Genomic DNA, 26979 nt, shown 5'->3' with positions numbered 1-26979 from the left:
GCGCTTCAATGACCGAGATTAAGGCGCGTTCCAGCCTTAACAAAGAAGTGCGACAACTCGGATATGGGGCTAGGCGAACCAGAGGAGGGAGGCAATATCAAACATGTGTTTACAGTGTGATGGGTTGAAGCGACCTACCTGAAAGTCAGATCATTTCGAAGCCTTCATAATCGCAATAGGCGACCTGTTCACAGCGGCGGCGGTACTCCGGGCCTCCGCCCACATAGACGAGGGTGCGCCGAACTACACTGCCATCGGGCTTGTGGGTGACCTTGATCCACCAGGCGTTCGTTTCGGACATCAGCGTCCGTTCGAAGTCGCGATAGATGGCCTCGGTCCATGCAGCTTCAGCCGCTTCGCTGGGCTCGGCAGTCTCGAAGCCCCGCGCTGCCATATAGAGCAGCATCTGCGTGACCCATTCCGCCTGCAAAGCCCCACAGACGCCGACATTGCAGAATGCCGAGCCATTATGAGGGCCGACGAGCGCGAAGAAGTTCGGAAAGTTGCGCGTCTGCAGACCCAGATAGGTGGTCGGTCCATCGGCCCAGGCATCGATCAGTCGCTGGCCCTGCCGGCCACGAATGTCGATCCTATCCAACGACCCCGTAATACCATCGAAGCCAGTTGCGAAGATGATCACGTCGACCTCGAGCAGTTCGCCGCCGATCACTACGCCATTCTCGACGAACGCGTCGATCGGTGCGGCCTTAAGGTCCACGAGATGCACGTTGTCGCGGTTGTACGTCTCGTAATAGCCTGTCTCCATCGGCACGCGCTTCGAGCCGAACGGATGGTCGGTGGGAATGAGCTTCTCGGCGAGAGCCTGGTCCTTAACCCTCTGCCGGATTTTCTTCGCCACGAAATCGGCAAGGAACTGGTTGGATTCACGGCTGAGAAGGAGATCGCGAAAGCCGCTGAGCCAGATGCCGTAGCCGGGCTGGTCGTAGAGCCTTTCGAAGAACTCCTCGCGCTCTTCCGGCGAAACCTGCGACGCCTTGCGGGGGTCGCGGTGATATGGAAACGCGGTATCGGTGGTCTTAACATATTCGAGGATCGTCGGATAGCGCGTGCGTATCAGGTTCATCTCCTCGTCGCTGAGCGGCGTGTTGCCCAGTGGCGTACACCAGTTCGGATTGCGCTGCAGGACGAACAACGCGCCCGCAGTCTCCGCCACGATTGGAATGATCTGAACGCCGGTCGCGCCGGTGCCGAGAACGGCTACCCGCTTGCCCGCAAAGTTCATGTCGGCGAGGTTCCCCTGATCGTCCCGGGGCCAGCGTGAGGAGTGGAACGCTTCGCCCTTGAACAGGTCTATGCCCCTATAGTCCGGCATTTTCGAGGCGGACAGCGGTCCGGTGGCAGAGATGAAGAAGCGCGCGTGGACGGTCTCGCCGCTGTCCAGAATGATCTTCCACCGCTTCTCGTCGTCGAGGAAGTGGGCGCTGAGCACTTTGGTCTTGAACCTGTACTGCCGGCGCACATCCATGGCATCGGCTGCCGCGTTCACGTAGCGCAGCATCTCCGCTTGCCCGGCGAACCGCTCGCTCCACTTCCAGTCGGGAATGATGCCCGTCAGTGCAAAATAGCCATAGGCGTAGCTCTCGGTATCGAGCCGGCAACCGGGATAGCGGTTCCAGAACCAGGTTCCACCGACATCGTCTGCGGCGTCCACCCCGAGAACCGACATACCTTCGCGGTCGAGAAGATAGGTCTGGTAGATACCCGTGATACCCGCACCAACGACGACGGCATCAACCATGATGGGGCAATTCGAATTCGACATTGGCATTCCTCGCCTTGTTCGGCGCAGTGGCGCGTGCTTTTCCCGGCGACACTGAATCGCAGAATCTCTACCTAATTATAATTAGGTTTATTCGCAATAGGATTTGCGCCGGTACATTGCCTTCGGTCCAATTTTTAGGGAAAGCTACGCTAACCAGCTCGCGCTGGCCACATCTGCAGGCATAATCCCATCTAACCGCTTTTAGGTTTCTGTTATTTTCCGGCCCAGCTCGCGCTGCGCCGCTCAGCCCAGGCGCTAACGGCCTCGGCGCGGTCTCCGCTCTTGGCGTAGCGCCGGATACCAGGGTAGGTGCGGGAAAGAGCCTCAGGCAGCGAACCTCGCAGCCCGGCGACGGCAGCCTCCTTTGCCGCCCGCACGGCAAGGGGGGAACAGGCCAGCAGCTTATCCACCCAGCGCGCCACGGCCTGCTCCAACGCGTTGAATTCGACGACTTCGTTGACAAGTCCGTATTGCAAGGCCTGCCCCGCATCGAGCGGCTCTCCCGCGAGGATCATCGCCATGGCGATATGATGGGGCAACTGCCGAACCGCACGGTGCACCACGCCACAGTGATCGATGACTCCCGCACGGGCCTCAGGCAAAGCGAACCTCGTGGTCGAGGCTGCGACGATGATGTCGGCGCACATCGCCATTTCGAAACCGAGACCCATGGCATGCCCCTGTACCGCGCAGATCATCGGTTTGGATACCGGACGGAGTTGCCCTCCTATGCCGGTGACTCCGCCCCCAAACGACAAGCCGCTGCTTCCCGTGGGCGGCGAGCGCATGTCTCCCCCCGCGCAGAACGCGCGCTCTCCATTGGCGCGAAGAACGACGACCCAGATGTCCTCGTCGGCCTCGAACCGCTCCCACGCCTCGGCGAGGAGACGGTCCATCTCGTCGTTGATGGCGTTGAGCGCTTCCGGCCGGTTCAGCGTCACATATCCGACACGCCCCAGAGCGGATGTTTCGACCAGCGCCATCCTGTGCCCCTTCCTCAGTGCGCCAGCATGCCGGCATCGACGAGGTGTTCCGCGCCCGTAATGTAGGAGGATTCATCGGATGCCAGGAACAGCACGAGGTTGGAAACCTCGGCCGGGTCTGCGATGCGGCCGAGCGGGATCTGGGCCAGCGCGTCGCCGCCCACCTCGTCGGTCGCCTCGACCATCATGGGCGTCTGGATGAAGCCCGGATGCACCGAATTGACCCGGATGTTGTACTTCCCGAACTCCATCGCGGTCGCCTTGGTCATGCCGCGCACTGCGAACTTGCTGGCGACATAGGCCAGGCTGGGAAAACCGTAGTTTGCGGCCATCCCGGCAATAGAGGAAATGTTCACGATGGACCCCCGCTTGGCCTTCACCATGACCGGCAGGACGGCGCGCATGCCGAAGAAGACCGAGTCCTGGTTCACCGCGCAGACCTTGCGATAGCCCTCGTCGTCGAGACTGTCGGTCGCGGCCATGGGACCGAGTATGCCAGCATTGTTCACGAGGATGTCGATCGTCCCGAATTCGCGGACTGCCGTCTCGACCACGCCGTCCCACGATCGAGGGTCCGTCACGTCCTGCTTCAAAAAAATGGCCATGCTGCCCAGTTCCTCGACCAGCGCGCGGCCAGCCGCTTCGGCAAGGTCCGTCAGGATGACCCGCGCACCTTCGCGAACGAAAATGCGTGCATGCGATTCCCCCATGCCCCGCGCAGCACCGGTGATGATCGCAGTCTTTCCATCCAGCCTTGCCATTCCGCGACTCCTCTTAAACGCGTTTACCTAATCATCATTAATGACATGATATCTAATTTTTTAAAGGAAACAACGGTCTTCGCTGACTGCGAACCTGACGCCTCCTTCCAGGGAGCGTCGCACAAAAACCCCTCATAATAGGCAAGATCTCGCGAATTTTCGGTGCGGAGCGCCGAATCCCTGATATGCAAGAAGCTCATATATCCGACATCTGGACTAATCATGATTAGTTGCATATTCTTCTCTTCAACACGAAAGCCGCAAGGCTCCTTGCGGCGCTCGATATCGAGAGGAGATCACGGATGAAGGGCAGAGCCACCGTCCTTGTTGAGACCAACCGCCTCGAAACCTGGGAGGTGGACGTACATTCACCCGAGCCGGGCGGCGCGCTGGTTCGTACCGTGCTCGGCGGGGTCTGCGGCAGCGATGTCCACATCATGACCGGAGAAGCAGGCGAGATGCCTTTCCCGATCATCCTCGGACACGAAGGCGTCGGCGAGATCATCGAACTCGGCGCCGGCGTTTCCACTGATTACGCGGGCGTTCCGGTCAAGCCGGGCGATCTCGTGGTCTGGTCGCCCATTGCGCTCTGCCACCGCTGCTATTCCTGCACGATCCTCGAAGAGACACCCTGCGAGAACAGCCGCTACTTCGAGGATGCATCCAAGCCCAACTGGGGCAGCTACGCCGATTTCGCATGGCTACCGAATTCAATGCCCTTCTACCGTCTGCCCGACGGCGCCATCCCCGAAGCCGTCGCCGCTCTCGGCTGCGCGCTGCCGACCGTGCTGCGCGGCTTCGATCGCTGCGGACCCGTGCGCTTCGGTGACAGCGTGGTGGTACAAGGGGCCGGGCCTGTCGGGCTGTCTGCGGTCCTCGTCGCCGCGCAAGCCGGGGCCCGCGAAGTGATCGTAATCGATGGCGCGCCTGCCCGGCTCGAGGCTGCGGTGAAGCTGGGTGCAACAACCACGGTGCCGCTCAGCCTGCCGCAGGATGAGCGCAAGCGGATGATCTATGATCGAATCGGCAAACAGGGGCCCGACATCGTGATCGAAGCGGCAGGCGCCCTGCCCGCTTTTCCGGAAGGCGTGGACATCAGCGGCATCCATAGTCGATACGTCATCCTGGGGCTGTGGGGCGCGATCGGGACGCAGCCGATCTCACCGCGCGACCTGACGCTCAAGAACCTCACGGTAGGCGGGGCGTCGTTCCCGGCGCCGAAGAACTATTATCACGCGATGCAGTTCGCGGTGCGCGTCCAGCACGAGGTGCCTCTCGCCGAACTGGTCAGCCATCGCTTCGCAATTTCGCAGGCCGCAGACGCCCTGCATGCGACCAAAACCGGGGCCGCGACCAAGGCGGTGATCGACCCTTCGATCAGCTGAACGCACCGCTGCCCAGACCGGAATTCAAGGAGCGAGACGATGAACTCCCAAAGCTCGAAAGCCCTCGACAAGCATCGCGTTTCCCCACCGCCCCATGTGCCGGCCCAGCTGATATGTGAGATCGACGCCTATGACCTGGAAGGACTCGAGGAAGGCTTCCATGAGGCTTGGAAACGCGTGCAGCAGCCCGACACGCCGCCACTGGTATGGACGCCGTTCACCGGCGGCCATTGGATTGCAACACGCGGGGTGGTAATCGACGAGGTCTATCGCAGTCCCCAACGCTTTTCGAGCCGGGTCATATGGGTTCCTCGCGAAGCGGGCGAAGCCTATGATATGGTGCCCACGAAGCTCGATCCTCCCGAGCACACGCCGTACCGCAAGGCGATCGACAAGGGCCTGAACCTTGCCGAAATCCGCAAGGTGGAAGAGCAGATCCGGGCCATCGCGATCGATATCATCGACAGTTTCGCCGATCGCGGCAGCTGCGACTTCGGCAGCGAATTCGCGATGGTCTTTCCGGTCAGGGTGTTCCTCGCGCTGGCGGGATTGCCCGTCGAGGATGCGCATAGGCTCGGCCTCCTCGCGAACGAGATGACCCGCCCCTCGGGCAACTCACCCGAGGAGCAGGGACGTTCCCTGGAAGCGGCCAACCGGGGCTTCTTCGAATATGTGGCACCGATCATTGCCGCGCGCAGGGGCGGCAGCGGCACCGACCTGATCACACGAATTCTCAATGTCGAGATCGATGGCCGGCCGATGCCCGATGATCGTGCGCTCGGCCTCGTTTCGCTGCTGCTGCTCGGCGGGCTCGATACGGTCGTGAACTTCCTGGGCTTCATGATGATCTACCTCGCCCGGCATCCCGAAACGGTTGCCGAGATGAGAAGCGAGCCGCTGAAGCTGCAGCGAGGCGTGGAAGAACTGTTCCGTCGCTTTGCCGTGGTTTCGGACGCGCGCTACGTCGTTTCCGACATGGAATTCCACGGCACGAAGTTGAAGGAAGGTGACCTCATCCTCCTGCCAACGGCACTCCACGGCCTTGACGACCGGCAGCACGCCGATCCGATGACCGTCGAACTATCGCGGCGCGACGTGACGCACTCCACCTTCGCCCAGGGGCCGCACCGCTGCGCAGGCATGCACCTTGCGCGATTGGAGGTGACGGTCATGCTTCAGGAATGGCTCGCCCGCATTCCCGAGTTCAGGCTCGAGGACGGGGCAAGGCCGATCTACCATTCCGGCATCGTTGCAGCGGTCGAGAACATTCCGCTGGTTTGGGAGCGCCAGGAGGTTCCTGCATGATGGAACGGCATAAGGGCTTCTCTTCTCGCAGGTGACGGTGACCCGCTGCCGTTCCATAAGGGATGCTAGGCCAACATGGCATCTCCGCGCAATCCATCGCGTGATCATGGCGCTGCCGCGTGCAGCGAAGCTGCCGACAGCGCGATGGCTATCCGTTGGCAAAACCGTTCAGGGCGAGGTCCGCGGCCTGCTCCGCGATCTGGGCAGGCGTAAGCTTGCCCGGCTTGTACCACGTGGCGCAGGAGTCGAGCATCGCGATCAGGAACTTCCTGACGACCGTCGGATCAAGGCGGCTTCGTGCCGAGCCATCGGCCTGCGCCGCCGCAATGAGGTCGCGCCAGTAATTGTCGAAGCTGGAATAGGCCGCGAGGACACGGCCCTTCATTTCCGCCGGCAGATCGTCGAACACACGCGAAACAGCTGACGAATAATCATCGCCGGTGAGAAGAAAGCCTATATGGGCTTCGATCGCTGCCTTCAGACGTTCGATCGCGGTCGCCGAAGTGCCAAGCACTTCGACCTGCGCCATGATGTGCCGGTTGTTGCGGTAGATGCCCTCCATCATCACGGCCTCGACAAGATGATCCTTGGAGGGAAAGTGGTGATAGATGCTGGGCGCCAGCATGCCGGCGCCCGCCGCGATCTCCGTCAGTTTCGCACCGGCGAGCCCCTTCTGGCGAAGAGCTGTCGCTGCCGAGTCAAGAATGCGGGTCTTGCCGTTTTCAACTGGTGCCATGATGAATCTTCGTTTCGTTCAGGCACAACTGGTGCACCAGTGTTTCGCGATCAACCTGCAAATGGAACGTTTGGCACGCCAGCGGCAGGAGGATCAAGAATTTCGAAAAGCCCGCCGGCGAGCGGCTGCTGCGCGAACTGTTCGGAGCCGTATCCCTGTGATCCCGTGATGAGGAATAGCCGCGAATAGTCGGTACCGCCAAAGGCAGGACGCAGGCCACGCCGTACCGGCAGCCGGCGCTCTTCCAGGAGCATGCCGTCCGGAGCAAAACGGCGCAGCATCCAGCTTTCGTAGAAGGCCATCCAGATGCAGCCCTCGACGTCGAGCGCCATCCCATCCGGATAGCCGTCCTCCGGTTTGAAACGAAGGAAATCGCGGCGGTTCGAGAGGTTGCCATCGGCATCGACGTCATAGGCCCAGCTCACCAGCGGCATCGAGTCGTTGACATAGGCGGCTTTACCGTCGGGGCTGAAGGCAGGGCCATTCGCGGTGACGATGTTCTGCTCCTGCGAGGAGACAGATCCGTCGGGATCGAGGCGGTAGAGTTCGCCGGTGTTGCGGGCGTCGAGATTTCGCAGCGTGCTTTCCTTGTCCTCGGCCGTGGTGCTTTCGTCCCACTGGCTGCAGTCGCACGAGCCCGACCAGTAGCGGCCGCTGCGGTCAACCACGCCGTCGTTCAACCTGGCGATCCGGGGGTCGGCAATCGGGTGGACGAATGGACGATAGATTCCCGTGTGGGGATCAATATGCACGAAGCCATCCGCCGACGACGCAACAAAGCCACCCGCCGACCGGGGGGCGATCGCACTGACCCACCTGGGCGGAATCCATGTGCCCTTGCTGCCTGTCTCGACGTTGAACCAGTTCACACTGGGCGCTTCGATGTCTACCCAGTAGATGCAGCCGTCGCGGTCATCCCAGATCGTGCCTTCGCCAAGGATAGCCTTGGCATCCCAGAGGCACCGCCACCCTTCACCTTCCAACATTTCGCCATCCTGTCCCGGAACGTCGCACGCCAGCCACATCTGTCCGAACATGCGCCGCACAGCCTAATTCAAATTAGCCTAACGAGGCAACCCGTTTGTGAGCCTCAATCGCGATCCTCGCAACAAACTTGATGGCGGCGGAAGATTTCCTGCGAGCTTTCGCCCGCATAATCTCTGACGACCGCTTTGAGATCCTCGCTCTCGAGACGGTTCCTGATCCTGGAGACCTCCGCTTCAAGGTGAAGAAGCGCGTCGCTTTCCGCGACTGCGGAGAGCGCCGCATGAAAGCCGGCGGCCTCCATCGCCCTGTTGATGGACCGCTTCTTCATGGTGAGGACCGCACGCGGCACGAGCTTCATCCGCTCGGCCAGGCTTTCGCAGCAGGCGATGAGCTCGGACGCGGGAACGGCGCAGTTTGCCCACCCCCATTCGGCAGCGGTCCGCCCGTCGATACGGTTGCCCGGAAGGAACGAGAACTCCTTGGCTCGCCGCGAGCCCACATGACTCGTCCACGCCGGCGCGATGAATCCGCCACCGATCGGGATGGTTGGCTCGCTGATGACGGCATCTTCCGCCACCACGAGGATGTCGGCAAAAGAGGCAAGCTGTGCGCCAACGCCGATGCAATAGCCATGAACGGCGACGATCACTGGTTTGGGGTGCCGCCACAGATCGAGCCAGCGTTCGACATAGGAGGAAAGTCTCAATACGTCGCTCGCCGGCCCGCTCGTCTCGCTATATTCTTCAAGGTCCATCCCCGAACTGAAGCCCCTGCCAGCTCCGCGAATGCCGAGAACCGGAGCGCCCTTGGTCTGCCGGTCCTTGACCAGCGCAGAGAATCTTTCGAGGACCGCAGCCGAGAAGGCGTTCGCGGATCGAGGGCGATTGAAGACGATCCAGTCGATTGCCTCACCTTCTTCGAGGGCAACTCCATCCATGTCCATCGTCTTCTCCCCGTTGTGGCGCTGGGCGGGCGCCATCGCGCCGGCGCGATGGCCGACGTTCCCGTGAACCCGGCCCGCCCGTGGCATGCGCTAGGATCAGCGGCCGCATCGGGCCTGTTCGACTATTTACACATGGCTTAAATTAGAGCAAACCTAAATCTCGTTAGGCAAGGCCTTCGGTGACCAAGCCTTCTTGGATGCCTCCGGGGGGTATCTTGCGCTCTGACCAGTCACAGGCTGAATGCGCATCGGGAGAGACGACTGACATGTTTGCAAAGAGCGCAGATGACCGGAGGCACGCGATTGCCGCTCGCCATCCTGCCTGGCTTTGGGGCAACCTTCACGCCTATCTCGACTGGAGTGTGAAAGACTTCGGCGACCGTCCGTTGGTCATAACCGATGAAGAAGTCCTGACCTATGCAGACGTCACCCTCCTGTCCGTCGCGCTTGCCGCCGGCCTGAAGGCGAGGGGCATCGCCAAGGGCGAAAGGGTTGGCCTGATCATGGCCAACGATCCCCTGACGGTTCCGCTCATGTTTGCCATCTGGCGGGCCGGCGCGATCGCGGTGCCGCTCAACACGCTCTACAGGCCCGACGAGATAAGGTTCGCGCTCGCCGAGGCCGGTTGTGCACTGCTCATCGCAATGGACCGGTTCGGTTCACGGAAATTCGAACAGGAACTGGCGGACGATTTGCCCGGCTGGCAATCCGGCGCCTGCGACGACCTGCCCGAACTGCGTGGAGGATTGATCTTCGACCGCGCCGACCCGGCGCGGCTCGTCCGGCAGCTTTCGGAAAAGGCTATGCCCGCCGGAGCCTCCGCGGACGTGGGCGGCGAAGATGTAGCCGGAGACGACACCGCACTCATCCTGTTCACCTCCGGCACCACCGGGTCCCCAAAGGGCGTCGAGATCAGCCACGACAACCTGCTCCGGGCGATGTACGCCGGGGCTTATCATCAGGCGTTCGAGGATGGCCGCCGGGCGGTCTTCTCCCTGCCGCTCTATCATGGCTTCGGTCTCGTCGTCGGCCTGCTGTCGGGCATGGTCGCGGGCGGCGCGATCATTCCATTGCTGCGGTTCGATCCGCATCAGATCCTGGATGCGACGCAACGTCATCGCGCCACCTACCTGATGGGCGTGCCCACGATGACGATTGCGTTGCTGGAACAGGCCAAGCGTCAACCATATGACCTGTCTTCCCTCAACGCGATCCACAGTGCCGCGGCGCCTACGCCGAGCTGGGTGTGGGAAGATATCCGCGCCACCTTCGGATGCGACGAGATTATCACGAGCTATGGCCAGACCGAGGTCACGGCGACCGTAATCTGCACGGCGCCGGGAGACTCGATCGAGACGGTATCGGAAACGCAGGGTCGCATCGTCGAGGCCGGCATCGCGGGCATGGCCGATCAGGAAGGCCGGATAGCGCAATTCAAGACGATAGACCCCGAGACCGGCGTTGACCTGCCATGGGGCGCTGCCGGGGAACTGTGCTGCCGCAGCCCGATGAACAGCAAGGGCTATTTCCGGCGACCCGAAGCGAGCGCAGCGCTGTTCCTGGAGGGCGGCTGGATCAGGATGGGCGACCTCGGCCAGTTCCGCCCCGATGGAAACCTGTTCCTGACCGGGCGGACCAAGGAACTTTACAAGAGCAAGGGTGAACTCGTGTCGCCCAAGGAGCTCGAACAGATACTGACGGCCAATTCTGCGGTCTCCCAGGCATTCTTCATCGGCATGCCCGACGACCAGTTCGGGGAATGCGGCTGCGCCTGGGTTGTGCGAGCCGAAGGCCGGGAGATCGGCGAAGACGACATCATGGATTATCTTCGCGAACGCATCCCCGCCTACAAAATGCCGCGCGATATTTGGTTCATTGTGGACGAGGCGCTTCCCAAAACCGGGACGGGCAAGGTTCAGAAGGCAGAGCTGCGTAAGATGGCGCTGGAGATGCTCGCCGAACAGAAGGCGGTCTGACCATGCGACGCGATCGGGCTGCAACAGTGCCGAAGGAGCACGCGTGATGACCGAGGCCGAAATTTCTCCGATCGAAGACATTATTCGCGAGGCTGTGGAAGGGCGACCGTTCATTCTCGTCGATGCCGATGATCGCGAGAACGAAGGCGACATCATCATCCCTGCACAGTTCGCCACGCCGGCGCAGATCAGCTTCATGGCTTGTCACGCCCGGGGGCTGATCTGCCTCGCCATCACGCAAAAGCGATCTTCGGAATTGCAGCTGAGGCCCATGGCTCCTCGCAATGAGTCGGGTTACGGAACGGCATTCACCGTTTCTATCGAGGCGAAGGAAGGCGTCACGACGGGCATTTCCGCGCATGACAGGGCGCGAACCATCGCTGTCGCCGTCGATCCCGTGAAGGGGCCTGAGGACCTTGTCACGCCCGGCCACGTATTCCCCCTGACGGCCCGCGACGGCGGGGTTCTGATAAGAGCAGGGCACACGGAGGCGGCCGTCGACATTTCTCGCCTTGCCGGATTAACGCCGGCAGGCGTGATCTGCGAAATCATGAACGAGGACGGGACGATGGCTCGCCTGCCCGACCTCAAGGTCTTTGCCGCAAAACACGGTCTCAAGATCGGCACGATCGCGGATCTCATCGCCTATCGCCGCAGCTCGGAAAAGCTCGTCGAGAAGATGGCTTCGGCACCTTTCCAGAGCCATCTCTGCCCCTCCCCGCTGACGCTGCACGTCTATCGCAACACGATCGACGGCGGCGAGCACGTCGCGCTGGTCAAGGGCGAAATCGGGGCTGAGCATGACACGCTCGTCCGCGTGCACCAGGTCGATCTGACCGCCGACCTTCTTGGATGGAACACGGCCGCACCGGATTATCTGCGCCGCGCTCTGCGTTTCATCTCGGATCACTCCGGGCCGGGCGCGTTGGTTCTGGTGCGCGATCCGGACCCGGAGTCCATTTCACGCCGGGTCGCCGGTGGCAGGCGCGAATATCATGAGAAGCACGCCAACCGCGACTACGGCATCGGAGCGCAGATCCTCATCGACCTCGGCGTCCGGCAGATGACTCTACTGACCTCGAGCAAGGCCAAGCTCGCCGCGCTCCAGGGCTTTGGCCTGACGATTAATGGACGGACCGAGTTGCGCGAGAACCGCCCGGATTCCCCGCTTCGCGTCCTGCCGGATTTCTAAGTCGGAACGTCAGGCAGCAAGCTCCGCGCCGGCCTTTACCGGCGCGGCGAAGGCAGCGACCATCTGGCCGATCGTATCCTCGACAGCATCTTCGAAGCGTTCTTCGTGCCGGTCGTTGTCGCGGGTGTGGATCACCAGAATGTTCAGGAACATGAAGCACGCGGTGATCAAACGGCGCTGCGCTGCGGCTTCGCTGAGGTAGTCGAGGCAAGACCGCAGCAGGGCCAGCGTTCGGGCCAGTTGCGGGGCGACGTGATCGCCGAACTGCCCGAACTGCTGCGCTTGATAACGCTGCAGATATGCCGTCAGAAAAGCGGCGTAGGAATGATCGCCAAATGCGTCGATCAACTGGATCTGCGGCAGGAAGATCACCTCAACGATAGTGCGTAAATCGCTCAGCCTGCCCTCCGCTTCCGCCTTAGCGAGCATCAGGCCGCGCATCTCCTCCATCTGGTTCATGCGGTAATCGAACACCGCCTGCACCAGCGAATCGCGCGAACCGAAGTGATACTGGACCGCGTGATGATTGCGCTGACCGGCCTGCGAAGCGATCTCGCGCAGCGACGCCCTTTCGATTCCATCGCGCGCGAAAAGCACTTCAGCCGCCAGGATGAGGGCTATTTTCGGGCCTTGGTTAAGGAGTGAACTCGCCGGGGCGGGCCGCCGCGGGGCAGTTTTCTGGGGCATTTAAGCCATTTGGGCTAATCTACGACGTTCGTCAAGAAAGGCGCGCCTGCCGCGGGGCGATGTGGCTGCCGATGTTCGGTCCTGAAGGCCATTTTCCAATTGACTAAACCTGCCTCTATCGGCACATAACCCATATGGCTTAATTTTAAGACACATGGGAGAGACGACATGGCCATGGAGACCGGGCTGATTTTTCACCCCTACATGCGCCCGGGCCGCACCGCTCGGCAGACGTTCGAATGGGGCGTCCAAAGCGCCGTGCACTGCGACAAGATCGGCTTCAGCTCGATGATGATTTCCGAACACGCTTCGCAAATCTGGGAAAATATCCCGAACCCCGAACTGATCATGGCCGCGGCTGCCCTGCAGACGAGCAACATCAAATTTGCGCCTATGGCGCACATCCTCCCGCACCAGCATCCGGCAAAGCTCGCGATGATGGTCGGTTGGCTATCGCAGATTCTCGAGGGTCGCTACTTCATGGGCATCGGCGCCGGCGCATACCCGCTCGCGTCCTACATCCATGGCATCAAGAACGGCCAGGACACGGCGTTCCTGAACGAAATGGTCCGCGAATCCCTGTTCATCATGGAAAAGATCTGGAAGCGCGAACCGTTCTTTTATGAAGGCCGGTTCTGGAGCGCAGGCTTCCCCGAGGAAGAGCCTGCCCAGACCGAGGAGGACGAGCAGCACCTGCTCGCGAATTACGCGCCCTACGGCGGGAGCTTCCCCGAATTCGCCGTCACCGGTTTCAGTTACAACTCCCCCTCGATGAAGCTGGCCGGTGAGCGCAACTTCAAGCCGGTGTCGATCTTCTCGGGCATCGATGCGCTCAAGAAGCACTGGGAGACCTACTCCGAAGCGAACATCAAGGCAGGCTTCACGCCCGATCGGCAGCGCCATGCGGTTTCGCAGACGGTGTTCTGCGCCGACACCGATGCCGAGGCCAAGCGCCTCGTTATGGAAGGCCCGATCGGTTATTGCTTCGAACGATATCTGATTCCGATCTGGCGCCGCTTCGGCATGATGGACGGCTTCGCCAAGGATGCCGGCATCGATCCGCTCAAGGCCGATCTCGAGTTCCTCGTGGACAACGTCTTCGTCGTCGGGTCACCCGATACCATCGTCGACAAGCTGAACACCCTGTTCGCCAAGTGCGGTGGCTGGGGAACACTTCAGGTAGAAGCGCACGATTATTACGACGATCCCTCGCCGTGGTTCAATTCACTCGAGCTGCTCGCAAAAGACGTCGCGCCGCGCATCAAGCTGCCGGAAGCACTGGTTGCAGCCTGAAACCAAACTGCCCGGTGCCGCTACGTTCGAAGCGGCACCGGCCTTCAATGAAAATATAGAAGGGAGAAGGACAATGACCAATTCGGATGATCGCCGTGCCGCGCATAAGGCCGGCATGAGCTATTTCGGCAGCGCGAGCCTTGCCGTAATCGCATCGTGCTTCCTGTTGCCGTCGGCCGCTGTCGCACAGACGGAATCCCCCCAGCCGCAGGAGGAGGTCGCCACTCAGGACATCGTCGTTACCGCGCAGCGCCGCGAAGAACGGCTCTCCAAGGTGCCGGTCTCGGTCGTCGCATTTGGCGCCGATGCCTTGCAGAACCGCAACATCAACAGCGAGCAGGACATCGGAACGCTCGTGCCTGGTTTGCAGGTCAAGAATGGCCAGAACTCCAACCAGCTGAGCTACAGCATGCGCGGGCAGTCGCTGGACCCGTTTTCGGGCACCAGCCCCGCCGTCCTGCCCTACCTGAACGAAGCGCCCTATAATCCCGGTAATACGGCCACGGCGTTCTTCGATCTCGGCTCGATCCAAGTTCTCAAGGGTCCGCAGGGCACTCTGTTCGGACGTAATGCGACCGGCGGTGCCGTGCTTTACACCACGCCGATGCCGGGAGACAGCTTCGGCGGCTACGTGACCGTTCGCGGCGCCTCGCGCGATTACGGACAGATCCAGGCGGCAGTGGATCTGCCGATCTCCGAAGGCAAGGCCGCTCTACGGCTGGCGTTCGACGCAACGCGGGGCAACGGCTATGTGACCAATTTGAACACCGGCAACACGCTCGGTGACAAGAACAGCCGTTCGGGCCGCGCAACCCTGCTGCTGACTCCGACCAGCACTCTCAAGAACGTCACGATCGTCCAGTACGACCGCGTAAAGGGCACGGAAGGCGTCGGTGGCATCTACACATATTATTCCGCCACCAACCCGCAGTTCGTCAGCGACGGCACCAACCATGTTCCAGTGAGTGGCCTGACCAACACTCTGGCGGCCATCTATGGCAACAACGATGGGCCTGCTGCACCCGGCTTCTGGCCAGGCGCCGTCGAAGGCTATACCCGGTTCACGCGGGCAAACCCCTACAAGGTCTGGCTCCAATACGATCTTCCGCATAGTGCCAGGAACCTGTTCGTTTCGAACACGACCGAGCTCGAGATCGGTGCCGACACCAAGCTCAAGAACATCTTCAGCTACATGAACGGCAAGTCCAACACCCCGGGCAATCTCGGCGGCGGCCCGTTCGGCTCGCTCTGGCTGTTCAAGCTGGCAGGGATCAACGCCACGGGCGCGCCCGGTGGACAGACCTTCCGGTCCAAGACCTTCAGCGAAGAACTTCAGATTCAGGGCAGCCTGATGGACGATCGCCTGAACTACACCGCAGGCGTCTTCTATTCGAAGCAGAAACGTTTCGAGATCATTCCGATCAATATCGGCGCGGACGTGGTCCCCGGCGGCATCGCGGACATCTCCTACGCCTACCGCAACCGGGAGCAGTCCAAGGCGGTCTTCGCACAGGTCAGCTACAAGCTGACCGATCAACTGACGGCGACGCTTGGCGGCCGCTACACCTGGGAGAATGTCGGCATCCGGCAGGCCCCCGGCAACGTGTTCGGTGTCGATCCCAACTCACCGGCTGCGGACCAGAGCAGGAAGCTTTCCGCGCCGGCCTGGACTGCCAGCCTGCAATATCAAATCGACTCTAGAAACATGGTCTACTTCAACCAGCGCGGCAGCTTCCGTTCGGGCAACCTGAACGGCACGGTCGCGCCGTTCACCGATCCGCTCACCGGCCAGCCTGCCAACTTCTTCAAGAACGAGAAGGTTCACGATTTCGAACTGGGCTACAAGTTCAACGGACGCGTCGGCAATGCTCCGGTCCAGTTCAACATCGCTGCCTACAAGGTGATCGTTAAGGATGCCCAGCGCGCCCTCTACGCGCTCGTCGGCGGGGCTCCGGCAGGCTTCACCGTCAACGTGCCGCAGGCCGAAACCAAAGGCTTCGAAGTCGACGCCACGGCGGGCCTGACCTCGTGGCTCGATGTCGGGTTTAATCTGGCCTATACCGATGCGAAGTACACCAAGCGGAGCGTGCCGATCCCGTTCGTCGGCAACCTGCTGGTCGATTCCTATCCTGATGCTCCGAAATGGGCGGGTTCGGCCAATATCGAAGTCAAGTTTCCCGTGCCCGATGAGATCGGCAAAGTCAGCCTGCGCGGCGACTATTACAGACAATCCGGCTTCTTCTTCTCGAATACCAACGGGACGTCGACGCCCGGCACCCATCTCGACGGCTACTGGAACGTAGGTGCAAGGCTGAACTGGAAGGAAATCATGGGAAGCCAGGTTTCCGCCGCCGCTTTCGTGAGGAACCTGACTGACGAGACCTACTATATTTCCGGCTATGCTCTGGGCGCGTCCAACGGCGTCAACACCGCATATCCTGGCGAGCCTCGCACCATCGGGGCGGAAATCTCCGTCAAGTTCTGAGGCCGTACGCAACGCAGGTCCGGGGCTGTACCTAAGCCCCGGACCTGCTGATTTCCTGTGCCGATAAGTACCGCGAGCCAAAGCAACACGTGACATGTTGCCGATCTGCCATGTGACACCCCCGATGCCCGCAGTAATATCTGGTCTTGAAGACGCCGTCTCTAAACCCCAGTTGGCAACCCATGCAGTCAAGGATGCTAAGCGCGGTTGGGAGCGAAAGGCAGCTTTCGGGTTCTCCGGAAATGACGCTAAATGACCGATAAGAGGGCGCATAGCAGAATGGCAGCTGCCGCTGAGAGCGGCCTGACGGCTCTGGGGCCGGTTGCCGACTGGCAGCTTCCAGACGCACGACAGCGAATAGCTGCCGTTCGGGAGCCTACCAATGGCTGGAAGCTGGCGACCTACTCAAGTCATTCCCTGAGGCGCGTTTCAACGGCCGCTTTCTTCCGAAAATCGGCCATTGCTGTTTCATTAAACGGCCCCTGCAGCAGAACGCCATCCCAGTCGTTCAGTCGTGAGCGCCAACTCTTCGGAAGCGGTCAATCATTACCATTGCTTTAAAAGCAGATCGCCGGAATCCGTGCACGCATAAAGGCCCGCTATAGGACCATAGGCGTGCGTCGTTGCCAAGGCGACCGCCGGACGGGCGCCCTGGTCAGGCGAATGACCGGGGCCATTGGCCGTGATGTCCGTGGAGGTAAGACCGGGATCGACGGCATTTACCTTGATCCCCTCCCGATCAAGCTCCTTGGCGAGTTTCACCGTAAACATGTTCAGTGCCGACTTTGATGCACAATATCCGGCGAAGCCGACCGTCCAGGTTTCGCTTCGCATATCGAGCGCCTCGCTAAGTGAACTCAGGCCACTGCTCATCATGACAATCCGCGCTGCCTGAGACTTGCGCAGCAGCGGCAGGAATGCCTGCGTCACCCGAAGTGCACCGAACACGTTCGTTTCGAACATTTGCCTGATCTCATCGATCGGTTCATCGGAAGTGGCAGATGGTGGGACGAACATGATTCCGGCATTATTGACCAGCACGTCCAACTTACCGGCCGCGCCTTCGACGATCGCTGCGGCGCGGGACACGCTCGCATCGTCAGTAACGTCGAGTTGTACGGCGCGCGCGTGGAGCGGCGACCCCTTGGCGCCGACGACGAGGTCGATCCCGGCGGCATCGCGTTCAAACCGCTTGCCAAGCTGGGTCGAGAAGGCAAGCAGGATGACCAAGGTCGCGACGGCGAGCGCCAGCAACAATATGTTGAGCCCGTTGGTGAGCGCCCGGTCACGCAGATAGGCCAGTGCGAGCTTCGGCATCAGGCGGCCACCGCCCGCGGCGCCAGCACGACGCTGGCCGAAATATGCGCGAGCAGCCGCGCGTCATGCGTTGCGATCAGCAAGGTCGAACCATGCGCTTCGGCGCTGGTCAACAGCAGCCGGGCGATCCGATCGGCATTAGAGTCGTCGAGTGCCGAAGTCGGCTCGTCGGCGATCAGCAACGCCGGCCGCGTCACAAGCGCACGGGCAACGGCAGCGCGCTGTCCCTCGCCTTGGCTCAGCTGGCGCGGCTTGGCGTGGGCGCGATGTGAAAGGCCGACCTCGTCGATCAGGCGGCCGATCTCGGCATCGTCGCGCGGCCTGCCCGACAGGCGCTGCGCGAGCCGCAGATTGTCCGCGATCGACAGCGCCGAGACAAGCCGCAGCGTCTGGAAGATAAGGCCGATGTGGCGGCGGCGCACATCATCGCGCACGGAAGGCTGCCCTGCCATGGCCTCGCCGGCAATATGAATCGAACCCGAATCAGGAGCAAGCAGGCCGCTGACCAGATTTATCAGGGTTGTTTTGCCCGACCCCGAGGGGCCGAGCAGAAGCATGTGCTCGCCCTGAGCGAGCTCAAGCGCGAAATCGTCAATGACGGGCACCTCGCCATAGCCATGGCGCAGCCCGGCAATGGCGAGGACCGGCTTGTCCGTCATGATGCCGGTTTGAGCTCGGCCTTGCTATCCGACGGCGGTTGAGCCGCCGGATAGCTGACGGGCATCTGGTCCGGCGTGATCGCACCGTCTGTCCGGGCGGGCAGCGCAGCCTCTGCATCACCCCAAGGCCGCTCGCCATATTCCCCCATCATGTGTCCCAACGCGGAGAAGCGGGCGCCTCCCATCTTATGCCACGGACAGGCGGTCACCGGTCCAGCGATCGCAGCGGTGAGCACCAGCCCCGCTGCAATATGGCTCACCTTCACGACCGCGTCTCCACTTCACGAGATGAGGACGGCTTGCCCACACCCGAGACCTAGAAACTGGCGCGCGCCGTGATGCGGAAATCGCGCCCTGCGAGCGGCGCGAAATCCTTCAGGAAGGAGGCATGGCGGCGGGCATTCACATCGAAGATGTTGTTGGCGGAAAGCGCGAAGCTGAGCGGGCGGTCATTCCCCCAGGGACGGAAATTAACCTCGGCATTGACCAGGGTGAAGTTGTCGGTCTGGGTCTCGAAAGCAGTGACGCGCTGCTGCTTGTCGGTCCATTCGACCTCTATGCGTCCGTCGATCTTGGGCGAACGCGCGGTTAATCCGCCGAGCAGCCGCATTGGCGGGATACGCGGCACCGGCCCGATATTGACGATGTTGGCGTGGACATAATCGCCCAGCGCATCGGCGACGATCGTCGTTTCGCCGAACTTGGCGAGGTCGAGCGTTCCCTGGACCTCGAAACCATAGAAGCGCGTCTTGCCCTGATTGAACTGGTAGACCGGGAGGCCATCCTCGACCGCCCCGGTCAGGTCCTCATAGATGTAATTGGAGAACCAGCTGTGATAGGCTGAGGCTTCGAAGGTGTAGCCAGTGCCGCGCCCGCGCAACACTGCCTCGACACCATAGGAACGCTCCTTGGCGAAATCCGGATTGCCCACTTCGAAGGCCTGCGTACCTGCGTGCGGCCCGTTGGCGAACAGCTCCTCACCGGAGGGTGCGCGAACGGTGCGCGACAGATTGACACCGAAACGCCAATCGCCAGCGAAGCCGTAGGACGCCCCGATCGATCCCGAGACCGCATCGAACGTGCGGCGTCCGCCGAAGAATTGCGGCTGGTTGATTGGCTTTGCATCCAGCGAACTATATTCGTAGCGCCCACCCGCCTCGAGCTTCAGCGCGCCATAATCGAGCTGCTGCAGCGTAAAAACGCCGATCTGCATCGTCGAGTTTTTGGGAAGAAAGGCCTCGTCGCCAATCACGTTGAAATCACGCGAATAATATTGGACGCCAGTAGCGCCCTTCCATGCGCCATGATCGGCCTGGACCAGCTCGATCCGGCCTTCCATGCCCTTATTGTAGAAGGCTGTGCCGACCGAGCCATCCTCTTCGAGTTCGAAATGGCGATAGGAGGCATAGGCCGCCCGCGACTTTATGGCTTTGAGAATCGAGCCGCCGGTCTCAACCTCGGCACGGAAGTCGAGCCGGTTCTGTTTGAGATCGATACGTGGGGCCTCCTGCTCCTGTCCGGGCAGGGTCGCATAGCGGACCGGCACGCCGTAGAGGCTGTCATAATGGCTGTATGAAAAACCGAGTTGCCCCGTCTCGGTGATCAGCGCCGCGCCGACGCCGGCGGTCCACGTCTTCGACGCACTGTTCGGCAGCTTGTCTTTAATTCCCGCATTCGCGGCGAAATCGATGGGCTCCTCGGCATCCGGATCGGGCGGAAGCAGGCTGCTGGCCAGGGCCTGAGCGCGGCCTGCCTGGGTCAATGCGTACCCGCCGATGCGCAGATCATCGGTCTTCAGATAACTGCCGTCGGCATGGACGACGAATTTGTCGCCCAGCGGCACGGCGATCGCGGCACCGCCCGATCGTTCATTGGCCGCCGATCCATAGGTCGCCATGGCATCGACATGCACGGGTTCGTCCGGGATGCTGCGGGGGATGCGGGTGTCGATGACGTTGACGACGCCACCGATCGCGGAGGACCCATATAGGAGCGCCGCAGGACCGCGCAGCACCTCGATGCGCTCGGCGAGCAGCGGATTGACAACCACGGCGTGATCGACGCTGGTGTTCGACACGTCGATCGAACCGATACCGTCCGTCAGTACGCGGACGCGCTCACCCTGCAGACCACGGAGAACGGGGCGCGAGGCGTTGGGGCCGAAAGAGGTGGCCGAGACGCCCGGCGTCTTGGCGATCGTCTCGCCAACCGTAGGCCGGATCGACTGGGTCAGCTCCTCTCCCTGCAGCACCGCGACACCAGACAGCACATCGCGGCGATCGCGTTGGAACGGGGCGGTGACGATGATGTCGGAGGACCGATCGCGATGGTATCCGTCCTTCGCGTCGCTTTGGGCCCAGGCGGGCGACATCATCATCGTGAGCAGCGAACTGGAGCAAAGGAGTCTAGAGAGCCGCATGAAATTGCCCTTTGTATAACGATATATCACCTCATCCGACATATCCTGTCGTGACGGCGAGCCGCAGTCATAGCCGACCCCGTTTTTTGATACAATATAACATTTCACAGAAGGCGCTGAACAGCGTTGGGCGTTAGTCCGGCCAAGCGATCACAAATCCCTGATGCGCATTGTTTCGGTCGCACTATGTAGAGAAGATTCCGTATCCGTTAAGCCGCGAATGAGTCTGCCATCGACACCGCCGCGAACCACGGCTAGGAGCGCCCGCATGAATGGGGCGCGTTTCGGAGTCGACAGGATGTGCTGCAAGGCCGCTCTGGCCTTTGCCATTCTTGCGCTTGTGCTTCGCTTACTGATCCCAGCAGGGTTCATGCCCGCGACCGGCCAGGGGTTCGCGATCACCCTATGCACGGGCATGGGCTCGATGCAGGCCTGGGTGGATGAGCATGGTGCGGTCCACAAAGGCGAACCGGTCAAAAAGGAGCAGGTCGAGCATCCCTGCGCCTTTGCCGGCTTCGGAGCCGCGCTGGACGTGCCTAGCGTCGTCGGCGCCTTGGCATTGCCCTTCATCACGATGGCGAAGCTCATCGGCGCCTCGGCAGCGCCCGCCACCATCGGCCGGGGCCTCGCGGCCCCTCCCCCCCCCTCGACAGGACCACCTTCCGCCCATTGAAGATCGTCACCACCGCTCATGATTAAGTGAGCGGCTAGCGCTTCATGGGCGACGCTGACCGGGCGCGCCCGGTCAAGGTTCTGATTTCATGTTGTCCACACATCGCCTGTCGGCGAGCGCATCGGCGTTCGCCTTCCTTATCTTGCCGACGCTTGCTCATGCCGAGGAAGAGTCGAGCCGCAACGACATCGTCGTTACCGCGAAGCTCGTCACCGATGATGCCCGAAGAGAGGTCGAGAAGCGGCCGGGCGGCGTCGATGTCGTCGATGCGTCGAACTTCGAGAACAAGGTCACCGTCAGCCTTCGCGATGCACTCGCCTTTTCGCCCGGCGTCTACACCCAGCCCCGTTTCGGACAGGAAGTCCGTCTCTCCGTGCGGGGATCGGGGATCAGCCGGGGCTTCCACATGCGGGGCCTCACCCTGATGCAAGACGGCATCCCCATCAATCTCGCTGACGACAATGGCGACTTCCAGGAACTCGACCCGCAGGTCTTCCAGCGGATCGAAGTCTATCGCGGGGGCAATGCCCTGCGCTTTGGTGGCTCGACCCTCGGCGGCGCGATCAACGCGGTGACGCCCACGGGCCGCACGGCACCACGATTCGAGCTCCGCATCGATGGCGGCAGCTTCAACACGATCCGCGCCAAGGCGGCGGCGGCCTTTGCGACCGAGCATGGCGATGCCTATCTGGCGCTGACCACCGACAATTCGGATGGTGATCGCGATCATGCCGGGCGCGGCGCGATCCGGTTCAACGGCAATGTCGGCCTGCGGCTGACCGAGACGGTGGAGACGCGCTTCTATGCGACGGTCAGCCACATCGACCAGGATTTGCCCGGATCGCTGACCCTGGCCCAGGCGCTCAATACGCCCAAGCTCTCGCTTCCGGCGAATATCACCGGGAATCAGGAGCGTGACATCGACTCGATCCGCTTGCAGAACCGGACGACGGTCGATCTCGGGAGCGGCCAGCTTGCGTTCGGCGCCTTCTTCAACGCCAAGAATCTGTTCCATCCGATCTTCCAGGTGATCGACCAGAACAGCAACGATTATGGCGTCTTCGCGAGCGTCGATCTGGCCGGCGGTGCGGACAGTCTTCCGTGGGAGCTGACCCTGGGCACGCAAGCGCGTTTCGGCACGATCGCGGCCAAGCAGTTCGTCAATGTCGCCGGCAATCGGGGAGCGCCGACCGCGCGGACCCACAACAGCGCACACACGATCAACAGCTATGGCGAGCTTCGCGTCACCCCGATCGCCACGCTGACCTTCGTCGCGGGCGGCATCTACACCAGCGGCGAACGCGAGATCGACAATCTGCTCGTCCCCGTCCGCAGCGGCAAGGCCAGCTTCAACAGCTTCGCGCCCAAGGCTGGGCTGCTCTATGAGCCGATCGATGGTGTGCAACTCTATGCCAACTATAATCGGTCGGTCGAACTGCCGGGATATAGCGAACTCAGCCAGACGCCGGCCACCGGCTTGCCCGGCTTCACAGCGGTCAACCCGCAGAAGGCATGGACCTTCGAGATCGGCACGCGCGGCCAGCTCGGCATCGCGTCATGGGACATCACCTTCTATCGGGCCGATCTGAAGGGCGAGATGCTGCAATATGCGGTGTCGCCCAACTTCCCGGCATCGACCTTCAATGCCGGCCGCACGCGCCATCAGGGCATCGAAGCGGGTCTCGATCTGGTGCTGACGCCTTGGGTGCGGCTACGGCAGGTTTTTCAGCTTAATGACTTCCGCTTCAGGGGCGATGCCCAATATGGCGACAATCGCCTGCCGGTTGTGCCCAAGCATCAGTATCGGGCGGAAGTTCGGCTCGGCACTGATACGATCAGCGTGAGTCCCAACATCGAATGGCTCTCGGACGGGGCTTGGGCGGATTACCGGAACACGGTCCGCGCGCCCGGCTACACGCTGTTCGGGATCGGCGCGGAAGCGCGCGTGCGGGACGGCATCACGCTGTTCGTCGACGCGCGCAACATCACCGGCAAGAAGGCTATCGGCGACGTTTCCGCCGTGCTGCTCGCGACGCCCGCGACGGTAGCCTTCTATCCGGTGGAACGGCGCGCCTTCTACGGCGGCCTTCGCGCCAGCTTCTAACCGCCATCCCTCAAGGACGGCCGTGCGCCGTTCCCACCCATCGGAAAGGGAATAAGCCGATGAAGATCAATATTTTCGCCGTAGCAACGACACTCGCAAGCATCAATGTGCCCGCCATGGCCCAGATTTCCGTCCAGACGCCCTGGCTGCGCGAGACGCCTCCCGCATCGCAGGTCGGCGCCGGGTACGGCACGCTCGTCAATCGCGGCCGCGAAGAGGACCGCCTGCTTGGTGGTACGACGGCGGTGGCCGATCGGGTCGAGGTTCATCGCATGTCGATGGACGGTGGCGTCATGCGGATGCGCCCGGTCGATGGCGGTCTTGCCGTGCCGGCGGATGGCAACGTCGTGCTGAAGCCCGGCAGCTATCATCTGATGCTGATGGGTCTCAAGCAGCCGCTCAAGCGCGGTGCCGTGGTGCCGCTGACCCTGCGCTTCGCGAAGGCGGGAGCCGTCAAGGTCCGTTTCCGTGTCGAGGCAATCGCGTATCAGCCGGCGGGAGGCGAGCATGGCCATCATTAAGCCAGTCTCGGGCCTCCGCTCGGTCCGCTACGCACTCTGGGCGCTCGTCGCCTTGGTGGTTGGTGGTTTCGCGATCTACACCATCGAGCAGGATCGCGGCGGCGAAGCCGGGCCCCAATCGGACTATGCCTCGGCCTTTGGCGGGAGCTTTCGGCTCGTCGATCAGTCGGGCCGACCGGTCACCGACCAGACGCTCCTGGGCAAACCATTTGCGATTTTCTTCGGTTTCACCCGCTGCGCCGAGGTGTGCCCGACGACGCTCCAGTCGATGGCGCTGCTACGCAAGAAGCTTGGAACCGATGGCGACAAGCTGAATCTTGTCTTCGTCAGCCTCGATCCCGAGCATGATAAGCCCGCTGACATCGGCCAATATCTAACTCTGTTCGGCACGCCAATCATCGGGCTCACCGGCTCGCCTGCCGAGCTCGAGCGGATCGTGAAGGGCTATCACGTCTATTATAAGAAAGTGCCGATCGATGGTGGCGACTATGTGATCGACCACACCGCGACCGTCTTCCTGATGGACCGGCAAGGCAAGTTCTCGGGTACGCTTTCCCACGATGAGGGCGAAGCGCCCAGGCTCGAAAAGCTGCGCAGGCTGGTGCGGACATGAATCCGGCAAGCTCCCGCTTCGCCGGCCTCGAAAATATATGGCGCAGCATCGTCGGGCGACCAAAGGGATTTCCTATGAAGAAAATGATGCTGAGCATGTTGCTCGCCTCGGCCTCCTCTACAGCGGCTTGGGCCGCCGATGCCGATCGCTCCGATAATGAGACGATCACCGTGACGGCGACGCCCGACGCCGAACAAGCCCGTACCGAGATCGAGCGTACACCGGGGGGCGTTTCGGTCGTACCCGACAGCGCGTTCAAGGATACGCCGGTACAAAATATCAAGGACATCCTCGCCTATGTTCCGGGCGTCATCACCCAGCCACGCATGGGCGACGATGCGCGCGTCTCGATCCGGGGATCGGGGCTGTCGCGTGCGTACGGCAATCGTGGCCTATCCATGTACCTTGACGGCATTCCGCTCAACACATCGGACGGTCTGCTCGACTTCTTCGAGATCGACCCGAGCGCCTATCGTTATGTGGAGGTCTACAAGGGCGCGAATGCGCTGCGCTACGGCTCCAACGCCTTGGGCGGCGCGATCAACCTCGTCACGCCCACCGGACGCGACGCCCCGGCACTCGATGCACGGATCGACGGCGGAAGCTTCGGCTATGTGAAGGGACAGGCAAGTTCCGGCGGCAGCTCCGGTGCGTTCGACTATTTCGCCACGGTGTCGGCGCAGCGGATCGACGGCTATCGCGACCACAGCAAGGGGGATGCCATCCGGGGCAATCTCAATATCGGCTATCGCATCTCCAACAATGTCGAGACCCGCTTCTACCTTTATGGCGCGACCACCAACCAGCGCATCCCCGGCGAGGTGGCGAAGGCGCAGGCGATCAACTCGCCCCGCTCGGCGAACCCGGTCTGGATCGTTCAGGACCAGCAGCGTAACGTCGACTCGATCCGGGTCGCCAACAAGACGACGATCCGCCTGGGCGACACCACGGTCGATATCGGCGCCTTCTATAACAACCGCCATGTGAAACACCCGATCTTCCAGTGGCTCGACTTCACCGTCGATGATTATGGCGGTTTCGTGCGCGCCGTGGATGACCGCTCGATCGGCAGCCTGCGCAACCGTCTGATCGTCGGAGCCAACATCCAGAACGGCAAGATCGACACCGAGCAGTTCGTCAACCTGCCCGGTGCGGTGAAGGGCGCGCTCGCCGCGTCGATGGTCGACGCATCGAAGAACGTCTCGGCCTATGCCGAGGACTCGCTGTTCCTCTTGCCCAACGTCGCGGTGATCGCGGGCGTGCAATATCTCCATGCGACCCGTGATCGTCGCGACCGCTTCCTGGCCAATGGCGATCAATCGGGCCGGACCAGCTATGATCTCTGGAGCCCACGCCTCGGCCTGCTCTGGGATGTCGATCCGGACTCGCAGGTCTTCGCCAATATCTCGCGCAGCGCCGAGGTGCCGAGCTATGACGCCAATGTCATCGTCGCCAATCCGGCATTGAAACCCCAGCGCGCAACCACCTATGAGATCGGCACGCGCGGCCGGCGCGGCGGCATCGGCTGGGACATCTCGCTCTACCGGTCCGAGCTACGAAACGAGCTTCAATGTCTGACGACGGGGCCGTTCAGTGCGTGCAGCATCATCAATGCCGGTCGCACCATCCATCAGGGTATCGAAGCGGGGCTGGACGCAGCTGTTCCGCTGTCGGCGCTGGCGTCGGGCGATAGCCTGGCCCTGACCGCTGCCTATACCTATAGCGACTTCAACTTCGACGGCGATGTCCGCTACGGCGATAACGAGCTGCCCGGCGTGCCCAAGCACTTCGTCCGCGCCGAGCTGCTCTACAAGCATCCGTCCGGCTTCTACGCCGGGCCGAATGTGGAGTGGGCTCCAGGCCACTATTTCGCCGACAACGCCAACAGCCTGACCGTCGATCCCTACATGCTGCTCAATCTAAAGGCAGGGTTCGATCTGGGCGATCATTGGTCGGCCTATGTCGAAGGCCGCAACCTGACAAACAAGCATTACATCTCGACGGTGGCGGTCGCCGGGACGGCAAACGCAGCATCGGAACTGTTCAACCCCGGCGTAGGCCGAGCCGTCTATGGCGGCATTCGGTATCGGTGGTGATTCCATGCATCTTTTCACCATCAAACCTCGCGCCCGTTCTCGCGCCCACTGTCACTCCATG

General features: G+C 61.8%; 22 protein-coding genes. 11 read left to right on the top strand and 11 right to left on the bottom strand.

Translation table 11 applies throughout. From position 1 onward, the window contains the following. Window positions 1–145 precede the first annotated feature (145 nt). The 3 genes from ASE00_RS02080 to ASE00_RS02070 form a co-directional block, all read right to left on the bottom strand. Window positions 146–1759: an NAD(P)/FAD-dependent oxidoreductase gene (locus ASE00_RS02080; RefSeq protein WP_321163995.1), complete on the bottom strand. Its 1614-nt coding sequence runs from the start codon at window positions 1757–1759 to the stop codon at window positions 146–148. Window positions 1760–1995: 236 nt separating this feature from the next. After that, on the bottom strand, window positions 1996–2766 hold the full coding sequence (locus ASE00_RS02075) for an enoyl-CoA hydratase-related protein (RefSeq protein WP_056377393.1): 771 nt from the start codon (window positions 2764–2766) through the stop codon (window positions 1996–1998). A gap of 14 nt (window positions 2767–2780) precedes the next feature. Beyond that, entirely contained in the window at window positions 2781–3527 is a 747-nt protein-coding gene (locus ASE00_RS02070; protein ID WP_056377391.1) for a glucose 1-dehydrogenase, read from the bottom strand. 302 nt (window positions 3528–3829) lie between these two features. On the opposite strand from ASE00_RS02070, the gene ASE00_RS02060 reads away from it, so the two are divergent. Together ASE00_RS02060 and ASE00_RS02055 are read left to right on the top strand one after the other, a co-directional pair. Then, on the top strand, window positions 3830–4912 hold the full coding sequence (locus ASE00_RS02060; protein WP_056377387.1) for a zinc-binding dehydrogenase: 1083 nt from the start codon (window positions 3830–3832) through the stop codon (window positions 4910–4912). A gap of 336 nt (window positions 4913–5248) precedes the next feature. After that, window positions 5249–6217, top strand: coding sequence for a cytochrome P450 (locus ASE00_RS02055; protein WP_321164013.1), 969 nt, complete (start codon window positions 5249–5251; stop codon window positions 6215–6217). Between the two features lie 148 nt (window positions 6218–6365). On the opposite strand, the gene ASE00_RS02050 is transcribed toward ASE00_RS02055, so the two are convergent. The 3 genes from ASE00_RS02050 to ASE00_RS02040 are packed head-to-tail and all read right to left on the bottom strand — an operon-like array spanning window position 6366 to window position 8877. Beyond that, window positions 6366–6953, bottom strand: a complete 588-nt coding sequence (locus ASE00_RS02050) for a TetR/AcrR family transcriptional regulator (RefSeq protein WP_056377383.1) — start codon at window positions 6951–6953, stop codon at window positions 6366–6368. Between the two features lie 50 nt (window positions 6954–7003). After that, window positions 7004–7990 carry an SMP-30/gluconolactonase/LRE family protein gene (locus ASE00_RS02045; RefSeq protein WP_235538507.1) on the bottom strand — a complete coding sequence of 329 codons (987 nt, stop codon included), beginning with the start codon at window positions 7988–7990 and terminating at the stop codon, window positions 7004–7006. A 53-nt stretch (window positions 7991–8043) separates the two neighbouring features. Next, entirely contained in the window at window positions 8044–8877 is an 834-nt protein-coding gene (locus ASE00_RS02040; protein ID WP_235538588.1) for an enoyl-CoA hydratase-related protein, read from the bottom strand. 368 nt (window positions 8878–9245) lie between these two features. Here ASE00_RS02040 and ASE00_RS02035 point away from each other — a divergent pair, with 368 nt between their 5' ends. Both ASE00_RS02035 and ribB read left to right on the top strand, forming a co-directional pair. Further along, the gene (locus ASE00_RS02035) at window positions 9246–10859 is read left to right on the top strand and encodes a class I adenylate-forming enzyme family protein (protein ID WP_235538506.1); all 1614 of its coding nucleotides are present in this window, start codon (window positions 9246–9248) and stop codon (window positions 10857–10859) included. A gap of 46 nt (window positions 10860–10905) precedes the next feature. Next, window positions 10906–12051, top strand: a complete 1146-nt coding sequence (ribB, locus tag ASE00_RS02030) for a 3,4-dihydroxy-2-butanone-4-phosphate synthase (protein WP_056377380.1) — start codon at window positions 10906–10908, stop codon at window positions 12049–12051. Window positions 12052–12060: 9 nt separating this feature from the next. Here ribB and ASE00_RS02025 read toward each other — a convergent pair whose 3' ends face one another. Beyond that, complete coding sequence (locus ASE00_RS02025) at window positions 12061–12738, bottom strand: TetR/AcrR family transcriptional regulator (RefSeq protein ID WP_056377378.1); 678 nt, start codon at window positions 12736–12738, stop codon at window positions 12061–12063. A 168-nt stretch (window positions 12739–12906) separates the two neighbouring features. On the opposite strand from ASE00_RS02025, the gene ASE00_RS02020 reads away from it, so the two are divergent. Further along, window positions 12907–14031: an LLM class flavin-dependent oxidoreductase gene (locus ASE00_RS02020; RefSeq protein ID WP_056377375.1), complete on the top strand. Its 1125-nt coding sequence runs from the start codon at window positions 12907–12909 to the stop codon at window positions 14029–14031. Window positions 14032–14104: 73 nt separating this feature from the next. After that, complete coding sequence (locus tag ASE00_RS02015) at window positions 14105–16516, top strand: TonB-dependent receptor (protein ID WP_056377374.1); 2412 nt, start codon at window positions 14105–14107, stop codon at window positions 16514–16516. Between the two features lie 546 nt (window positions 16517–17062). Here the strand turns inward: ASE00_RS02015 and ASE00_RS02010 are convergent. From ASE00_RS02010 to ASE00_RS02000, 4 genes are read right to left on the bottom strand one after another with little or no spacing between them, the layout of a single operon-like run. Beyond that, window positions 17063–17833 carry an SDR family NAD(P)-dependent oxidoreductase gene (locus ASE00_RS02010; protein ID WP_082594426.1) on the bottom strand — a complete coding sequence of 257 codons (771 nt, stop codon included), beginning with the start codon at window positions 17831–17833 and terminating at the stop codon, window positions 17063–17065. After that, window positions 17833–18492 (bottom strand): ABC transporter ATP-binding protein, encoded by a 660-nt coding sequence (locus tag ASE00_RS02005; protein ID WP_056377372.1) that lies wholly within the window; start codon window positions 18490–18492, stop codon window positions 17833–17835. Before ASE00_RS02005 ends, ASE00_RS02010 begins: the two co-directional genes overlap by 1 nt. Beyond that, a complete protein-coding gene (locus ASE00_RS23260) occupies window positions 18489–18758 on the bottom strand; it encodes a hypothetical protein (RefSeq protein ID WP_156405237.1) in 270 nt (89 codons plus the stop codon). Before ASE00_RS23260 ends, ASE00_RS02005 begins: the two co-directional genes overlap by 4 nt. A gap of 50 nt (window positions 18759–18808) precedes the next feature. Then, window positions 18809–20863, bottom strand: coding sequence for a TonB-dependent receptor (locus ASE00_RS02000; protein WP_414819836.1), 2055 nt, complete (start codon window positions 20861–20863; stop codon window positions 18809–18811). 316 nt (window positions 20864–21179) lie between these two features. Here ASE00_RS02000 and ASE00_RS01995 point away from each other — a divergent pair, with 316 nt between their 5' ends. From ASE00_RS01995 to ASE00_RS01975, 5 genes are all read left to right on the top strand, one after another. After that, complete coding sequence (locus ASE00_RS01995; RefSeq protein ID WP_056377370.1) at window positions 21180–21584, top strand: hypothetical protein; 405 nt, start codon at window positions 21180–21182, stop codon at window positions 21582–21584. Window positions 21585–21672: 88 nt separating this feature from the next. Continuing rightward, entirely contained in the window at window positions 21673–23688 is a 2016-nt protein-coding gene (locus ASE00_RS01990) for a TonB-dependent receptor family protein (protein WP_056377368.1), read from the top strand. Between the two features lie 59 nt (window positions 23689–23747). Next, window positions 23748–24209 carry a copper chaperone PCu(A)C gene (locus ASE00_RS01985; RefSeq protein ID WP_056377366.1) on the top strand — a complete coding sequence of 154 codons (462 nt, stop codon included), beginning with the start codon at window positions 23748–23750 and terminating at the stop codon, window positions 24207–24209. Further along, window positions 24196–24822 carry an SCO family protein gene (locus ASE00_RS01980; protein WP_056377364.1) on the top strand — a complete coding sequence of 209 codons (627 nt, stop codon included), beginning with the start codon at window positions 24196–24198 and terminating at the stop codon, window positions 24820–24822. The genes ASE00_RS01985 and ASE00_RS01980 overlap by 14 nt, the downstream gene beginning before the upstream one ends. 74 nt (window positions 24823–24896) lie before the next feature. Further along, window positions 24897–26918, top strand: coding sequence for a TonB-dependent receptor family protein (locus ASE00_RS01975; RefSeq protein WP_056377362.1), 2022 nt, complete (start codon window positions 24897–24899; stop codon window positions 26916–26918). The last annotated feature ends 61 nt before the right edge of the window (window positions 26919–26979 follow it).

The organism is Sphingomonas sp. Root710, assembly GCF_001429065.1.
Taxonomy (GTDB): domain Bacteria; phylum Pseudomonadota; class Alphaproteobacteria; order Sphingomonadales; family Sphingomonadaceae; genus Rhizorhabdus.
This window is presented reverse-complemented; position numbering and strand designations above follow the sequence as displayed.

Coding starts and splice junctions, on each gene's coding strand:
- ASE00_RS02005 (WP_056377372.1), bottom strand. CDS start 18,492: ATGACGGACAAGCCGGTCCTCGCCATTGCCGGGCTGCGCCATGGCTAT.
- ASE00_RS01980 (WP_056377364.1), top strand. CDS start 24,196: ATGGCCATCATTAAGCCAGTCTCGGGCCTCCGCTCGGTCCGCTACGCA.
- ASE00_RS02045 (WP_235538507.1), bottom strand. CDS start 7,990: ATGTTCGGACAGATGTGGCTGGCGTGCGACGTTCCGGGACAGGATGGC.
- ASE00_RS02060 (WP_056377387.1), top strand. CDS start 3,830: ATGAAGGGCAGAGCCACCGTCCTTGTTGAGACCAACCGCCTCGAAACC.
- ASE00_RS02070 (WP_056377391.1), bottom strand. CDS start 3,527: ATGGCAAGGCTGGATGGAAAGACTGCGATCATCACCGGTGCTGCGCGG.
- ASE00_RS02000 (WP_414819836.1), bottom strand. CDS start 20,863: ATGTCGCCCGCCTGGGCCCAAAGCGACGCGAAGGACGGATACCATCGC.
- ASE00_RS02025 (WP_056377378.1), bottom strand. CDS start 12,738: ATGCCCCAGAAAACTGCCCCGCGGCGGCCCGCCCCGGCGAGTTCACTC.
- ASE00_RS01985 (WP_056377366.1), top strand. CDS start 23,748: ATGAAGATCAATATTTTCGCCGTAGCAACGACACTCGCAAGCATCAAT.
- ASE00_RS02015 (WP_056377374.1), top strand. CDS start 14,105: ATGACCAATTCGGATGATCGCCGTGCCGCGCATAAGGCCGGCATGAGC.
- ASE00_RS02050 (WP_056377383.1), bottom strand. CDS start 6,953: ATGGCACCAGTTGAAAACGGCAAGACCCGCATTCTTGACTCGGCAGCG.
- ASE00_RS02055 (WP_321164013.1), top strand. CDS start 5,249: ATGGTGCCCACGAAGCTCGATCCTCCCGAGCACACGCCGTACCGCAAG.
- ASE00_RS01995 (WP_056377370.1), top strand. CDS start 21,180: ATGAATGGGGCGCGTTTCGGAGTCGACAGGATGTGCTGCAAGGCCGCT.
- ASE00_RS01975 (WP_056377362.1), top strand. CDS start 24,897: ATGAAGAAAATGATGCTGAGCATGTTGCTCGCCTCGGCCTCCTCTACA.
- ASE00_RS02010 (WP_082594426.1), bottom strand. CDS start 17,833: ATGCCGAAGCTCGCACTGGCCTATCTGCGTGACCGGGCGCTCACCAAC.
- ASE00_RS02075 (WP_056377393.1), bottom strand. CDS start 2,766: ATGGCGCTGGTCGAAACATCCGCTCTGGGGCGTGTCGGATATGTGACG.
- ASE00_RS02040 (WP_235538588.1), bottom strand. CDS start 8,877: ATGGATGGAGTTGCCCTCGAAGAAGGTGAGGCAATCGACTGGATCGTC.
- ribB (WP_056377380.1), top strand. CDS start 10,906: ATGACCGAGGCCGAAATTTCTCCGATCGAAGACATTATTCGCGAGGCT.
- ASE00_RS02080 (WP_321163995.1), bottom strand. CDS start 1,759: ATGGTTGATGCCGTCGTCGTTGGTGCGGGTATCACGGGTATCTACCAG.
- ASE00_RS02020 (WP_056377375.1), top strand. CDS start 12,907: ATGGCCATGGAGACCGGGCTGATTTTTCACCCCTACATGCGCCCGGGC.
- ASE00_RS01990 (WP_056377368.1), top strand. CDS start 21,673: ATGTTGTCCACACATCGCCTGTCGGCGAGCGCATCGGCGTTCGCCTTC.